Origin of the sequence: Acinetobacter sp. UBA3025 (genome assembly GCF_002367915.1) — a bacterium.
Classification (GTDB): Bacteria; Pseudomonadota; Gammaproteobacteria; order Pseudomonadales; family Moraxellaceae; genus Acinetobacter.
This window is the reverse complement of sequence record NZ_DFDO01000114.1, coordinates 1-12,580: the sequence shown is the minus strand read 5'-3', so window position 1 is coordinate 12,580 and position 12,580 is coordinate 1. Positions and strand designations below refer to the sequence as shown.

Annotated in this window: 14 protein-coding genes; 1 reads left to right on the top strand and 13 read right to left on the bottom strand. The window is 44.4% G+C overall.

Annotated elements, in window-relative coordinates; all coding sequences use genetic code 11:
* Positions 1 to 18: 18 nt before the first annotated feature.
* From B4J23_RS04920 to B4J23_RS04900, 5 genes are all read right to left on the bottom strand, one after another.
* Positions 19 to 2,301 (bottom strand): TRAP transporter large permease subunit, encoded by a 2,283-nt coding sequence (locus tag B4J23_RS04920; RefSeq protein ID WP_291359020.1) that lies wholly within the window; start codon positions 2,299 to 2,301, stop codon positions 19 to 21.
* Between the two features lie 177 nt (positions 2,302 to 2,478).
* Positions 2,479 to 3,051, bottom strand: coding sequence for a rhombosortase (gene rrtA / locus B4J23_RS04915; RefSeq protein ID WP_104425691.1), 573 nt, complete (start codon positions 3,049 to 3,051; stop codon positions 2,479 to 2,481).
* A gap of 72 nt (positions 3,052 to 3,123) precedes the next feature.
* Positions 3,124 to 4,164 carry a hypothetical protein gene (locus tag B4J23_RS04910; RefSeq protein ID WP_004786877.1) on the bottom strand — a complete coding sequence of 347 codons (1,041 nt, stop codon included), beginning with the start codon at positions 4,162 to 4,164 and terminating at the stop codon, positions 3,124 to 3,126.
* Between the two features lie 545 nt (positions 4,165 to 4,709).
* Positions 4,710 to 5,096 carry a hypothetical protein gene (locus tag B4J23_RS04905; protein WP_291359017.1) on the bottom strand — a complete coding sequence of 129 codons (387 nt, stop codon included), beginning with the start codon at positions 5,094 to 5,096 and terminating at the stop codon, positions 4,710 to 4,712.
* The gene (locus tag B4J23_RS04900; protein ID WP_034590267.1) at positions 5,089 to 5,346 is read right to left on the bottom strand and encodes a succinate dehydrogenase assembly factor 2; all 258 of its coding nucleotides are present in this window, start codon (positions 5,344 to 5,346) and stop codon (positions 5,089 to 5,091) included. The genes B4J23_RS04905 and B4J23_RS04900 overlap by 8 nt, the downstream gene beginning before the upstream one ends.
* Before the next feature lie 182 nt (positions 5,347 to 5,528).
* Here B4J23_RS04900 and B4J23_RS04895 point away from each other — a divergent pair, with 182 nt between their 5' ends.
* Positions 5,529 to 6,701 (top strand): acyl-CoA dehydrogenase family protein, encoded by a 1,173-nt coding sequence (locus B4J23_RS04895; RefSeq protein WP_291359013.1) that lies wholly within the window; start codon positions 5,529 to 5,531, stop codon positions 6,699 to 6,701.
* Positions 6,702 to 6,754: 53 nt separating this feature from the next.
* Here the strand turns inward: B4J23_RS04895 and B4J23_RS04890 are convergent, their stop codons facing one another.
* From B4J23_RS04890 to secY, 8 genes are all read right to left on the bottom strand, one after another.
* A complete protein-coding gene (locus B4J23_RS04890; RefSeq protein ID WP_291359011.1) occupies positions 6,755 to 8,245 on the bottom strand; it encodes a flavin-containing monooxygenase in 1,491 nt (496 codons plus the stop codon).
* Positions 8,246 to 8,452: 207 nt separating this feature from the next.
* Complete coding sequence (rplQ, locus tag B4J23_RS04885; protein WP_004786886.1) at positions 8,453 to 8,818, bottom strand: 50S ribosomal protein L17; 366 nt, start codon at positions 8,816 to 8,818, stop codon at positions 8,453 to 8,455.
* Positions 8,819 to 8,836: 18 nt separating this feature from the next.
* A complete protein-coding gene (locus tag B4J23_RS04880) occupies positions 8,837 to 9,844 on the bottom strand; it encodes a DNA-directed RNA polymerase subunit alpha (protein ID WP_291359008.1) in 1,008 nt (335 codons plus the stop codon).
* A 16-nt stretch (positions 9,845 to 9,860) separates the two neighbouring features.
* Positions 9,861 to 10,487 carry a 30S ribosomal protein S4 gene (gene rpsD, locus B4J23_RS04875; RefSeq protein WP_004786890.1) on the bottom strand — a complete coding sequence of 209 codons (627 nt, stop codon included), beginning with the start codon at positions 10,485 to 10,487 and terminating at the stop codon, positions 9,861 to 9,863.
* A gap of 12 nt (positions 10,488 to 10,499) precedes the next feature.
* The gene (gene rpsK / locus B4J23_RS04870) at positions 10,500 to 10,886 is read right to left on the bottom strand and encodes a 30S ribosomal protein S11 (protein ID WP_001040166.1); all 387 of its coding nucleotides are present in this window, start codon (positions 10,884 to 10,886) and stop codon (positions 10,500 to 10,502) included.
* Positions 10,887 to 10,905: 19 nt separating this feature from the next.
* Positions 10,906 to 11,262, bottom strand: a complete 357-nt coding sequence (rpsM, locus tag B4J23_RS04865; RefSeq protein WP_004786893.1) for a 30S ribosomal protein S13 — start codon at positions 11,260 to 11,262, stop codon at positions 10,906 to 10,908.
* Between the two features lie 107 nt (positions 11,263 to 11,369).
* Positions 11,370 to 11,486: a 50S ribosomal protein L36 gene (rpmJ, locus tag B4J23_RS04860; RefSeq protein WP_000867907.1), complete on the bottom strand. Its 117-nt coding sequence runs from the start codon at positions 11,484 to 11,486 to the stop codon at positions 11,370 to 11,372.
* Positions 11,487 to 11,506: 20 nt separating this feature from the next.
* Positions 11,507 to 12,580 (bottom strand): preprotein translocase subunit SecY (gene secY, locus B4J23_RS04855; protein WP_291359005.1); only part of this gene is annotated, 1,074 nt, incomplete at its 5' end.

Genomic DNA, 12,580 nt, shown 5'->3' with positions numbered 1-12,580 from the left:
ATTTCAGGACAAGACAAATTACTGATACCAGTCGAAGAGCTTAAATACATAAGGTACATAGGCAATGATCAGCATCGCTGGCAGTAACACGATCACCGGCAAAATCCAGCGCTCATAACGGTAATAGAAGGACTTATGTCGGACTTCTGCATCCGCTTCAGCCACCTCAGAATCACCAATGGATTGCCTTGCTAACAGATGGTTCAGGGCAACAGGTGGTGTTACATAACCCAGTTCGAAACCAATCAAGGTAATCATCCAGAAATGCACCGGATGAATTCCATACTGATAGGCGACTGGTGCAACCGTTGCTGAAATCAGGATCACTGCGCCGAATGGGTCCATAATCATGCCAACGAACACCATCAGGCCAATAATCATGGAAATCACAAGAATGGTACTGCTAATGTCTGTCGGGAACGCTTCCATAATTTCCATACGTTCCAGCAGGCCGCCCACACTGACAGATAGTGCCATCAGAATCACCAGCGCACCAATGTGTCCAACCGTTTCATTGGTCGAAATGTGTAATGATTTCCAGAAGCCGACATGACGTAAACTTTCAACCGCAGTCGAACGTTTTACACCATGATCTACAGCCAGCTCACCGCCCTGCTGCTCAACATGGTCTGCTTCACGATATTCAGCATTAATGGCTGTACCCGCAGTCGCCATTGCAGGCGTATTTCCTGAACCTAAGGTTGTGGTTAAGGTTTCATCCCAATGCCCTACTGGTGGTAATGGTGCAGGCTCATGACGTAACTTATCAAATAGCACGATCATCAACAGAATGACTGGCATCATGACAGGTGCAGTAAATTCATTCAGATCTGTAGATAAAGCATATTTGTAGAACAGCCAGATCAGGATGAAAATCACAATATAAGGAATCACATTTACAAAGGCACGTGCAGACTGTGGTGCAGCCAGACCAGGTGCAGCAATACGGAACTTGCTTTCAGCAAAGAATAGCGAAATGATCAGGAACAATGTTGAACTGAGCAGGAAGACATAGACACCGTAGTGATACAGCATATCTGTCGTCACTTCCTTGTTCAGTGAAGCAACCACAACAATCAGTAGACATGGACGAAGCACCACACCGAGTGAACCGGACATCGCTGTTGCTGCCAAGGCAAACTGACGGCGACCACCGGCATTCCAGACTTCCTTATAAATGATCGCACCTGCAGCAATCACGAAAATCCCGGATGCACCGGTATAAGCGGTTGGTAGTGCAGCTGCCAGCAGGATTAACCAGGTCAAGGTTTCTGGTGCCAGATTCCATGGACGCAGGATATTCAGGAACATGTCTACGACACGGGTTTGTTTCAGCAACATACCGGCCCAGATAAATAAGGCCAGATTTAGGAAGATGCTCGAAAATTCAACCAGTTGCCCCAGATAGATACCCTGACCCATCGGGTAATCCATCAAGAAGACAAAGTTAAACCCGGTACTGATGGCCATATAGGCATAAAGTGGCACGCTTAAGAAAGCCAGTCCGAAACTACCCCCTTCTCGGGTCGCCTGAGGTGGCTTAATGACTTGGTACAGACTGATCAGGGTCAATGTCCCAAAGAGAATCATCCATAGCCAGTAGACATACTTCATGTCTCCCATCGGCACCCCGGAATTCAGCACCGACATATATTGGCTGTAGGAAGAATAGACCAGGAAACTGTTCGCGATCAGCATCGCCACAGAATAGACTTTGAAATCGATACGGGTGGCTGGACTACGTAGACCAATATGATGGGTTTTCAATGTCGCGCTGATTGCAGCAAATACCACCATGATAATCAACAGTAAGGCACGGTTTTCAGTCCCGAACTTGAAAATGCCAAAGAATGAAGTTTCAAAACTGCGATAGGCGCGAATACTTGGATGCGCTTCAATATGCGTTATCGCCTTGTCATAGAACTGGTAAGACTCTTCACAAACCTGTTGTGCCTGCATCACTGCAGCACGCACATCCGCTTCAGAACGTACACCGAAGAAATCGGCATATTCATCGGCGGCATCTGCTTTCATCTGCTCCTGAACTTTTTGATCGACATTAATATTACGATCACATTGTGGTGCTTTCGGTTCAGCACGCAAAAACGAATATTGCATGCCTGTCGCCGGATCACCATACAGACGCTCGCCCATACGCAGTAACTGACCATGAATCATTTCCCCGGTTCCAATCACTAAGGTCAGTAAGAGCAAGATGAGCACGATAAAGGTCGAGATCCACTCTGTCCAGATATAACGTAACAGACCTAATCCTGATCTGTTTTGATTATCGTTGTGCATGTATTTTCCTATTCTTGTTTTCGCGCCTTACATTCTTTTAAGCGCTGGTCTTCCTGTCTGCCCCGAAAATTCCTTTACAAGGGTCAGTATCATTATTTTCTGTTTTGACTCTGCATGAAAATCAGCAGAATAAAAATGACAATTTATCTTTTCTTTTTGTCTTTTCTGCCAACAGTTTCAGCTATCCTGGACATAATTGCCCAAGATATAGAGCAATGCGACTACTACTCCCCAGATCACCCCTAATAAATGCGCTTCGACCAGTACCGGACTGCCGATAAGTTGTGCAGTTTCCTGATTTCCAATGGTATTTTCCCAAATCAGTTTGGCAAAGATTAAAAATAATACCAACACGGCAAATCCACGTTCGCGTTGATAAAGCAGATGCACACAGGCGACTGCGACATAGGCCCCATGTAATACCCCGGATAGTCCTGCGTATGCTTCAATATTTGGCAGGAAAAAATAAAAACTCAGGCTGATCAACGGCGGCAGAATCAAAAGAATCGAGACGAAATGCCACACAGATGCACGGGGGAAAATGAAAGGTAGACAGATAAAGGCAAGAATATTCAGAAAATAATGGGCCCAGCCGACATGCACCCAGTGCGCGGTCCAGAGCCGCCAAAACTCCCCGAGCAGGCTTTCCTGCCAGTAGATGAAAGCATCGTTAAAGATTTGCAAACTCGCTGAAAGAGAGACAAAAGCCGCCAGAAAAATAATTTTTCGTCGAAGATGTTGATCTTGCATCGGCTCCTTGAACTCCTTTCAGCATATTGAAAATGACCTCTATGAGCATCATTCACTTAATTTTTCATTAAATTATAGGTCAGCGCTAAACAGATCATCCAGTTCTGAAGAATTATCTGTTTCATCCCAGAAGGTCTGCATGCCATCATCTGCACTACGAATACCGGTATTTTCAGTCCAGTAACGGTCAGAAATACCATTCACCATAATGGCAGCCATACTGTCGATCAGCTTGAACTGAGGATTGACCGGCTTTTCATCACTACGTGCCTGATCAAAGGTTCTTAACGCATCACGAATTTTGGCATCATCCCCACTGGCCTGTGCCGCTACAGCATATAAGGCATGTGATAAACGTACACCTTTTTGCTCACCGATTTGTACTGACTGTTTCAGAGTTTGGTAAGGATCAGGTTTCCCATCACCTGCCCCTGGCAATAAAGTCCAGATCACAGCACGGGTTGCATTTGGCGCGCCCCAGAATTTGGTATTATCCAGACAGGTCATGCCACGCTCAACCACAGCCGCAATATCTTTAGGTACTTGTACAGCCCCACCCGAGTTAATGTCATTGGTCATGGCTTGCAAGCCACTCAGCATGCCCAGCAGATAAACTGTCTGTTCAATATCACTGTTCATGCGTGGACAGCCTTCACCCAGCGCTTTTTTATATTTTTTCTCATAACGGGTCTGGAATAACTGATAACCCGTGTACTGACGTTGTGCAGCCAGTGCAGCCCAGCGTTTCTGCTCAATCCGCGCATCCTGAGCTTCAGTCACCTGATTGACTTTAGAAGCACGCAGATACCGTAGCTCTGCATCCAGCGCTTTCTGCTCGGCACAAATCCCCGCTGCGGAGTACATCAGTACCGCAACACGAGTCGGATCAGCCCCCATTTCCTTGGTCGACATGATGGCTGGTGTTAAAGAATTCCCGGAATTACACACCATCTCGGCATCATCCATCGCCAGGATTGGTGGAACAATATGCTTTTCAGTGAAGCCCAGCGCCACATTGGCACCGGTTTTAATGACCTGAGAACATCCTGTTAGAACTGTTGTTGTTATTGCAATGGTCGCCATACCTTGGCATATTTTTCGGACGCTCGACATTTTCCTGTCCTCTATAATTGTGATTATGTCCATTATTCTGCTAAACATATCAGAAGCATATAACGAATAAAAGAGTATTTACTCTAATTTAGACCAGACACTTTGCCATTAAATTGCCCAGCTGCAATTGACTGTAGTAGATCAAATCCCAAATTTTGGGCAAAAAAAAGTAGCATTGCGACGGTTCAGCACATGCTACTTATCAACTTGGCAAGCCGAGAAGAAAATAGGTTCTCGAGCTTAATTCTGTTATTTAGGTGAAAATCTGTCCTTCAGCACCGTTCCCAGCCGTCCTATGACTAGGGCCATCACAATCGCAACGATCAAAAACATCCACATTGGAAATTCCATCATGATCTCCTGTGTTCGCTGTTGGTGACTTAAATGTACCTGCTTATAAAAAAAGCAGCTGAAAAATTGTCAGACAATTCATTGTTTTTACAGAGAAATATGATTTTTTGTCTGACAATTCAAGCAGGGTTAGCGGATAAATCTTTATTTTTAATCAATTTATTTAAAATTTCGGAATGTCATTTGTCGGACAATTAAAGTATTTTTGTAAAAACTTTCAAAGACTTCCATTGTTTAAAAGGCAACTGGTCACACCAGATGAGCAACGGACGTGCTTTTGCATGCTGGAAATACACCACGATATAAGCTTGGTGATCAATCACGTGACTGATCAACACTCGCCGTGTGCCTTGCGCAGCTGCTGTCAGTGACCATTCACGTCCATCCAGATATTCAAACTGCTCAATGTGCGGTGTCTTACGATAAAACAACTGGTAGATGACCACTCCGATGACGCCACAAACCAGCCAAATTATCACAGGCAATAACTGATACAGCAGGAACATTAATACAGCGAAAATAAAAAGCTGAAACACCAGCGCACACTTGCTGCGTTTCAGCTTGAAACAACGATTATCCATGAACGTAAAATTTAAGCTTCTTGATAAAATCTTTTAATTCAGGGCGTGGGGGTTCAGACACTTCCATAAACCAGTCCAGCAGGTCTGGATCTTCCTGTGCAACCAGCTCAGCAAACATCTGTTTTTCGAAGGGATCAGCAGTGAGATAATAGTTTTTCACGTAGGGATCAAAATATACATCGATCTCTTTCAAGCCACGACGCGCGCGATAAATCACTTTGCGCTCTTCTAAGGTGATGTCATCAGTCATCGAATTTTCCCAACTCGTTACAAACCTGAGTAGTTTACCTTAAGCCATTGCTGAATTTCGAGGTATTTCATACAAATGACCAAAAGCATCAGCAGATTCTCCAGATTTGAACATTCAGCTCATTGTTCCCTCGTCTGCTCTATCTTAAGTTAAATAAAACATCACAATAAGGAAATTATAAGATGCATTCGAGCGCGATCCGTCCATTGGCCAGCATGCTGCCACGTCAGCTTTTCAATGATGAACATGAAGCCTTTCGGGAGATGGTCCGTAAATTCTATGAAAAGGAAGTGATTCCTCATACAGAAAAATATGAACAGCAACAGCATATCGATCGTGAGCTCTGGAATAAAGCCGGTGAACTTGGCCTTCTCTGTGCCACGATGCCTGAAGCTTATGGCGGTTCAGGGGTGGATCGTTTATACAGTATGATCCTGATCGAGGAACAGGCCTATGCAGGCAACTCTGCGACAGGATTTTCACTGCACTCCGATATCGTGGCCAATTATATTCTGAACTTTGGCAATGAAACACAAAAGCAGCAATGGCTCCCGAAAATGGCTACAGGTGAAGTGGTCACGGCAATTGCGATGACCGAACCTGGAACTGGCTCCGACCTGCAGGCAGTACGCACTAGTGCTGTATTAGAGGGTGATGAGTATGTGATTAATGGTTCCAAGATATTCATTACCAATGGCTATCTTTGTGATACGGCAATTGCGGTATGTAAGACGGGTCATAGTGAGAAAGGCTCTGCCAATCTTTCTTTGATTATGGTCGAAGCAGATCGTGCAGGATTTAGTAAAGGTAAACCCTTAAATAAAATCGGCATGAAAGGTCAGGATACCTGTGAACTGTTCTTTGACAATGTCCGTGTGCCTAAAGAAAACCTGCTAGGTCAGGAAGGCATGGGTTTTATGATGCTGATGAAAGAACTGGCTTGGGAGCGGTTAATTGTGGCCATCATATGTCAGGCAGGGGCAGAAGCGGCATTCGCACATACGGTAAAATACACCAAAGAACGTCAAGCCTTTGGCAAACCGATCAGCGCTTTTCAAAATACCCGTTTTAAACTGGCAGAACTGCGTACCGAAATTGAAATCTGCCGAGCTTATCTGGACCGTTGTATGCAACTACAGCTTATTCAAAAATTGGGAGTTGATGCCGCCGCAGCTGCTAAATACAAAATTTCTGAACTGTATAGCAAAGTGGTTGACGAATGCCTACAACTGCATGGCGGTTATGGCTATATGCTGGAATATCCGATTGCACGAGCGTACCTGGATAATCGCGCGAACCGCATTTATGCAGGAACCAATGAAATCATGAAGGAACTGATTTCCAGATCACTCTAATTTGAAATATGAAAAAGGAGTACATCAGGTACTCCTTTTATCTATGTCTATACTTAAGACACCAATCTTGGCTTGGCTGGCACAGCACTGGATTTCGATTTGAATTTCAATACTCCATCTTCAAAAGATGCCGTTTTAAGCTCTTTACGGTCTGCCAAGTAGTTATTAGATACTTTCCAAGGTGCATGCTTACCCTGTTTCGGCATCACATCTGCGGCACGGGCAATATAGCCTGAAGTTAAACTACCCATCACCGTATCTTCAAGTAATTCCGTTGCATCCCCTTCTGGACTCACTTCATCATAACCATGCTGATCCATATAATTGAGCAGACGGCAGATATATTCTGCGGCAATATCCACTTTCAAGGTCCAGGAAGCATTGATATAACCAATAATCAGCGCCATATTTGGCACATCACTGAGCATGACCCCTTGATACAGCATATGCTTCGACGTATCCAAAGGCTTGCCATCCATCGTGGCCTGAATACCACCCAGAATCTGAATATTTAAACCAGTAGCAGACACAATAATATCCGCATCCAGATATTTACCTGATTTCAGCTGTATCCCAGTTTCAGTAAATTTCTCGATATGATCTGTTTCTACAGATGCATGACCTTCACGCAGGATTTTGAATAAATCCCCATCTGGCACTACACATAGGCGCTGATCCCAAGGTTCATAATTCGGGGTAAAGTGTTTCATATCCACTTTCCCTTTCAACTGAAACTGTACAGATTTCAATAATAATGTTTTCAGTAGTTTTGGCTGTTTTTGTGCAAGTGCGTAGATACCACGCTGCATGCCGATATTACGCGCACGGGTCAGCTTATAGGCCACGTCTTCTGGCAATAATTTACGCATTTTTGAGTAAATCATGTCGATCGAAGGAACTGAAGCGATATAGGTTGGAGAGCGCTGTAACATGGTCACATGCCCTGCACCGCCTTTCACCATAGCTGGAACTAGGGTAATCGCTGTCGCACCACTGCCAATAATCACTACTTTTTTTCCGCTATAGTCCAGATTTTCAGGCCAATGCTGCGGGTGAATGAATGTACCTTTGAATGCATCCTGATTCGGGAATTCCGGCTGGAAGCCTTGATCATAATTGTAGTAACCCGTACAGCCAAGAACAAAGTTAGCGATCCAGGTCTGCTTTTTGCCCTGAGCGTTTTCAGCTACGACTGACCATTTACGTGTCGCTGAATCATAATTGGCACTAACGACGCGATGTTGAAAATGAATTTTTGAGCTCAAGTTAAATTCCTGAACCACTTCTGCAAGATAATTTTTAATTGCCGAGCCGGAAGCCAATACACTTTCTTTTTTCCACGGCTTAAAGTTGAAACCAAAAGTCGACATATCCGAATCTGAACGGATGCCAGGATATTTAAACAGGTCCCACGTACCGCCAAAGCTTTCGCGACGTTCAATAATTTCGAATGAGCGTTGAGGACTATGTTTAGAAAGATGGGCCGCCAGACCAATTCCCGAGATCCCCGCGCCTACAATTAAAATATCAACTTGCTTTTCCATATTCTTCTTTTACCTGAGCATTGTCATATATTTTATTAAATCACAAAATTGACAATACACAATGTCAAGTTTGAATAAAAGTGATTATTTTCTTATCTTTTCAGGACAAATTTCTAAACTGCCTGATAATGGGTAAATGCAAGACAATAAAAAAGGCCGGTTTATTCAACCGACCTTTTCGAACAACGTTTGCTGCTCTACACGAAATTAGTTAACTTCGCGATCTACTAGCTCAACGTAAGCCATCGGTGCAGCATCACCTGCACGGAAGCCCGCTTTAAGAACACGTAGATAACCGCCGTTACGCTCTTTGTAACGAGGGCCAAGAACGGTAAATAATTTACCAACAGTTGCAGCTGAACGAGTACGAGCAAACGCCAAACGACGGTTTGCTACTGTATCGACTTTAGCTAAAGTGATTAAAGGCTCAGCAACACGACGTAATTCTTTTGCTTTAGGCACAGTTGTTTTGATCAACTCGTGCTCGAACAAAGAGTTAGCCATGTTTTGGAACATCGCTTTACGATGACTGCTTGTACGGCCTAATTTCACACCACTATTACGATGACGCATGGTGATAGTCCTACTTAATTAACGGCTACGATAGGCGAAACGATCGTCCATACGGAGACTAGCTGGTGGCCAGTTCTCTAAACGCATGCCGAGTTGTAAGCCTTTGGAAGCCAGAACATCTTTGATCTCAGTAAGCGATTTTTTACCAAGGTTAGGAGTTTTAAGTAACTCAACCTCAGTACGCTGTACAAGATCACCAATGTAGTAAATGTTTTCTGCTTTCAAACAGTTAGCAGAACGAACAGTTAGCTCTAGATCATCTACTGGACGAAGCAAAATTGGATCAACTTCTTCACGAGGTTCTTGAGCCACAGGAGCTTGATCTTTCTGAAGATCAACAAAGATTGCAATTTGTTGTTGCAAGATTGTTGCCGCTTTGCGGATTGCTTCTTCAGGATCAACTGTACCGTTGGTTTCAAGATCAATGACCAGTTTATCAAGGTCAGTACGTTGTTCTACACGAGCGTTTTCCACTGTGTAAGACACACGTTTGATCGGGCTGTAAGATGCATCTAACTGTAAGCGACCCACTGGGCGAGTCTCGCCTTCTGGGAAACGTGAGTCAGAAGTCTCGTAGCCACGGCCTTGAGCCACTTTCAGGCGCATCTTAAGATTGCCTGATGCACTTAATGTGCCGATCAAGTGTTCAGGGTTAACCACTTCAACATTATGAGGTAAACGAAGGTCAGCCGCAGTTACGTCGTCTGGACCTTGTTTCTCTAATGTTAAATAAGCTTCATTTTGATCGAACAGCTTAATAGACAATCCTTTTAGGTTCAGCAAGAGCTCGACGATGTCCTGCTGCAAGCCTTCCAAAGTACTGTACTCGTGCTCAACACCTTCAATCTCAACTTCTACCACAGCAGCGCCAGGTAAAGAAGAAAGAAGGATGCGACGTAAAGCATTGCCCAGAGTATGACCAAAGCCACGCTCTAAGGGTTCTAGAATAACTTTTGCCGAGGTCCCGCTTGCCGCTTCGACCTTGATCGCTTGCGGAGTTAGAAACTCATTTGCAGTACGCGTCATATTGCTACCTCAAGGATTATTTAGAATACAATTCTACAATCAAGCTTTCGTTGATTTCAGCAGGTAAATCAGAACGATCCGGTGCAGCTTTGAACGTACCTTCTAGTTTAGAATGATCTACTTCCATCCAAGAAGGAATGCCACGTTGAGCAGCTAATTCAATTGCGTTTTTGATACGTAATTGTTGTTTAGCGCCTTCGTGAACTGCAATCACGTCACCAGCTTTAACTTGGATAGACGCGATGTTAACGCGGCGGCCATTTAAAGTGATTGAACGGTGAGATACTAACTGACGAGCTTCTGCACGTGTAGAACCAAAACCCATGCGATAAACAACGTTATCAAGACGGCTTTCGAGCAATTTCAACAGGTTTTCACCAGTTGCGCCTTTAACACGAGCTGCTTCTTTATAGTAGTTACTAAATTGACGCTCTAAAACACCGTACATACGACGTACTTTTTGTTTTTCACGTAATTGTAGTGAGTACTCAGATTGTTTACCGCCACGAGCTCCACCATGTTGACCAGGAGCTTTAGCGTGTTTTTTAGTTTTGACGTCAAATGGTTTAACGCCAGATTTTAATTGCAGGTCTGTCCCTTCGCGGCGAGAGAGTTTGCATTTTGGACCAATATAACGAGCCATGAATGTTTCTCCTTACACGCGACGTTTTTTAGGTGGACGGCAACCGTTGTGAGGGATTGGAGTCACATCGGTAATGCTGTTAATTTTATAACCCACTGCACCTAATGCACGAACCGCAGACTCACGACCTGGACCAGGACCTTTCACAAGGACGTCCAAGTTTTTCAAACCGTAATCTAAAGCAGCTTTACCAGCAACTTCAGCAGCTACCTGAGCAGCAAACGGAGTTGATTTACGTGATCCACGGAAGCCTTGTCCACCTGAAGTGGCCCAAGCCAGTGCATTACCTTGACGATCGGTAATAGTCACAATGGTGTTATTAAAAGAAGCGTGAATGTGTGCAACACCTTCAGAGACGGTACGAGTGACCTTCTTGCGTGTGCGAGTATCTTTAGCCATCTTTTAGCTTCCAGAAATCTTACTTTTTAATCGGTTTGCGCGGACCTTTACGGGTACGTGCGTTAGTTTTGGTGCGTTGACCACGGACAGGCAAGCTGCGACGATGACGAAGACCGCGGTAGCAGCCTAAATCCATTAAACGTTTAATGTTCATGGAAATTTCGCGACGTAAATCACCTTCGGTCGGAACCTTGGCAATTTCTGCACGAATCGCATCAAGCTGAGCGTCATCTAATTCACGGATCTTAGTAGTAGTTGGGATACCCGCAGCAGCTAAGATTGACTTAGCAGTGTGGCGACCAATACCAAAGATGTACGTTAGAGAGATAACAGCATGCTTGTTATCCGGAATGTTTACACCGGCAATACGAGCCATTCAATTTTCTCCAAAAAGGCAGTAGAGATAATCAACCGCCCCACAAAAATCTTGAGGGGCGGATAATAACCCAATTCGCCTACTGAAATCAACAGGTCTTGATCAGATTAACCTTGACGCTGCTTATGACGAGGTTCTGCGCTACAAATTACGCGGATAACCCCATTACGACGGATAACTTTACAGCTACCACAAATTTTCTTTACAGAAGCTTGTACTTTCATGATGAAACCTCTAAGTGCGCTTATCCCTTAGGATGAGCAGTCGTTTTTCTCATTAACGTTTGATTGTCATACTGGTGCGAGGTGAGATGTGCTTGAAGCTGAGCCATAAAGTCCATCACCACCACTACCACGATCAGCAACGATGTTCCGCCCAAGCTAAATGGAATACCAAAAGAGCTTTGCAGAATCATCGGCATTAAACAGATGACAGTGATGTATATCGCGCCGATAAAGGTCAAACGATTGAGAATATGATCTAAGTAACGAGCAGTTTGCTCACCTGGACGAATACCAGGCACGTAAGCTCCGCTGCGTTTCAAGTTCTCTGACACTTCTTTAGGACTAAATACCAGTGCTGTATAGAAGTAACAGAAAAAGATAATTAACGCACCAAAGAGCACCAAATACAACGGCTGACCAGGCGATAACACCAATGCCAAGTCTTGTAGACTACGCTTGATAATTCCTGCACTTGGATCCGAACTACCAACCCACTGACCTAAGCTCGCTGGGAACAAAAGTAAAGAGCTGGCAAAAATTGCCGGAATTACACCCGCCATATTAATTTTTAATGGCAAGTGCGTTTGCTGTGCAGTAAATACACGACGTCCCTGCTGCTTTTGAGCATAGTTCACCGGAATACGACGTTGCGCCTTCTCGATAAACACAATCGCTGCAAGTACAGCAATCGATAACAGACCAAAAATTGCTAATCCAATTAGACTAGACTGGCCATTATCAACTGAAGTTAGAGACTGCATAACTAAAGTCGGCAATCCTGCAACGATACCTGCGAAGATGATCATGGAAATACCATTGCCCACCCCACGCTCGGTAATCTGTTCACCCAGCCACATCAAGAACATGGTCCCCGCAACCAAAGAGGTTACCGCAGGAACATAAAAAGCCAGACCAGAGGTCAGGGTAATTCCCTGGCTGATCAGGCCAGCACACATACCAATTGCTTGCACAAGTGCAAGGAATAGCGTGCCTTGTCGTGTGTATTGGTTAATCTTACGTTTGCCCTGCTCGCCTTCTTTTTTCAAAGCTTCGAGCGATGGAACCACTGTAGACATTAACTGCACGATAATCGA

Excerpts from the sequence above, each read along its gene's own strand:
- B4J23_RS04920 (WP_291359020.1), bottom strand. The coding sequence starts at position 2,301 with ATGCACAACGATAATCAAAACAGATCAGGATTAGGTCTGTTACGTTAT.
- rrtA (WP_104425691.1), bottom strand. The coding sequence starts at position 3,051 with ATGCAAGATCAACATCTTCGACGAAAAATTATTTTTCTGGCGGCTTTT.
- B4J23_RS04910 (WP_004786877.1), bottom strand. The coding sequence starts at position 4,164 with ATGTCGAGCGTCCGAAAAATATGCCAAGGTATGGCGACCATTGCAATA.
- B4J23_RS04905 (WP_291359017.1), bottom strand. The coding sequence starts at position 5,096 with ATGGATAATCGTTGTTTCAAGCTGAAACGCAGCAAGTGTGCGCTGGTG.
- B4J23_RS04900 (WP_034590267.1), bottom strand. The coding sequence starts at position 5,346 with ATGACTGATGACATCACCTTAGAAGAGCGCAAAGTGATTTATCGCGCG.
- B4J23_RS04895 (WP_291359013.1), top strand. The coding sequence starts at position 5,529 with ATGCATTCGAGCGCGATCCGTCCATTGGCCAGCATGCTGCCACGTCAG.
- B4J23_RS04890 (WP_291359011.1), bottom strand. The coding sequence starts at position 8,245 with ATGGAAAAGCAAGTTGATATTTTAATTGTAGGCGCGGGGATCTCGGGA.
- rplQ (WP_004786886.1), bottom strand. The coding sequence starts at position 8,818 with ATGCGTCATCGTAATAGTGGTGTGAAATTAGGCCGTACAAGCAGTCAT.
- B4J23_RS04880 (WP_291359008.1), bottom strand. The coding sequence starts at position 9,844 with ATGACGCGTACTGCAAATGAGTTTCTAACTCCGCAAGCGATCAAGGTC.
- rpsD (WP_004786890.1), bottom strand. The coding sequence starts at position 10,487 with ATGGCTCGTTATATTGGTCCAAAATGCAAACTCTCTCGCCGCGAAGGG.
- rpsK (WP_001040166.1), bottom strand. The coding sequence starts at position 10,886 with ATGGCTAAAGATACTCGCACACGCAAGAAGGTCACTCGTACCGTCTCT.
- rpsM (WP_004786893.1), bottom strand. The coding sequence starts at position 11,262 with ATGGCTCGTATTGCCGGTGTAAACATTCCGGATAACAAGCATGCTGTT.
- rpmJ (WP_000867907.1), bottom strand. The coding sequence starts at position 11,486 with ATGAAAGTACAAGCTTCTGTAAAGAAAATTTGTGGTAGCTGTAAAGTT.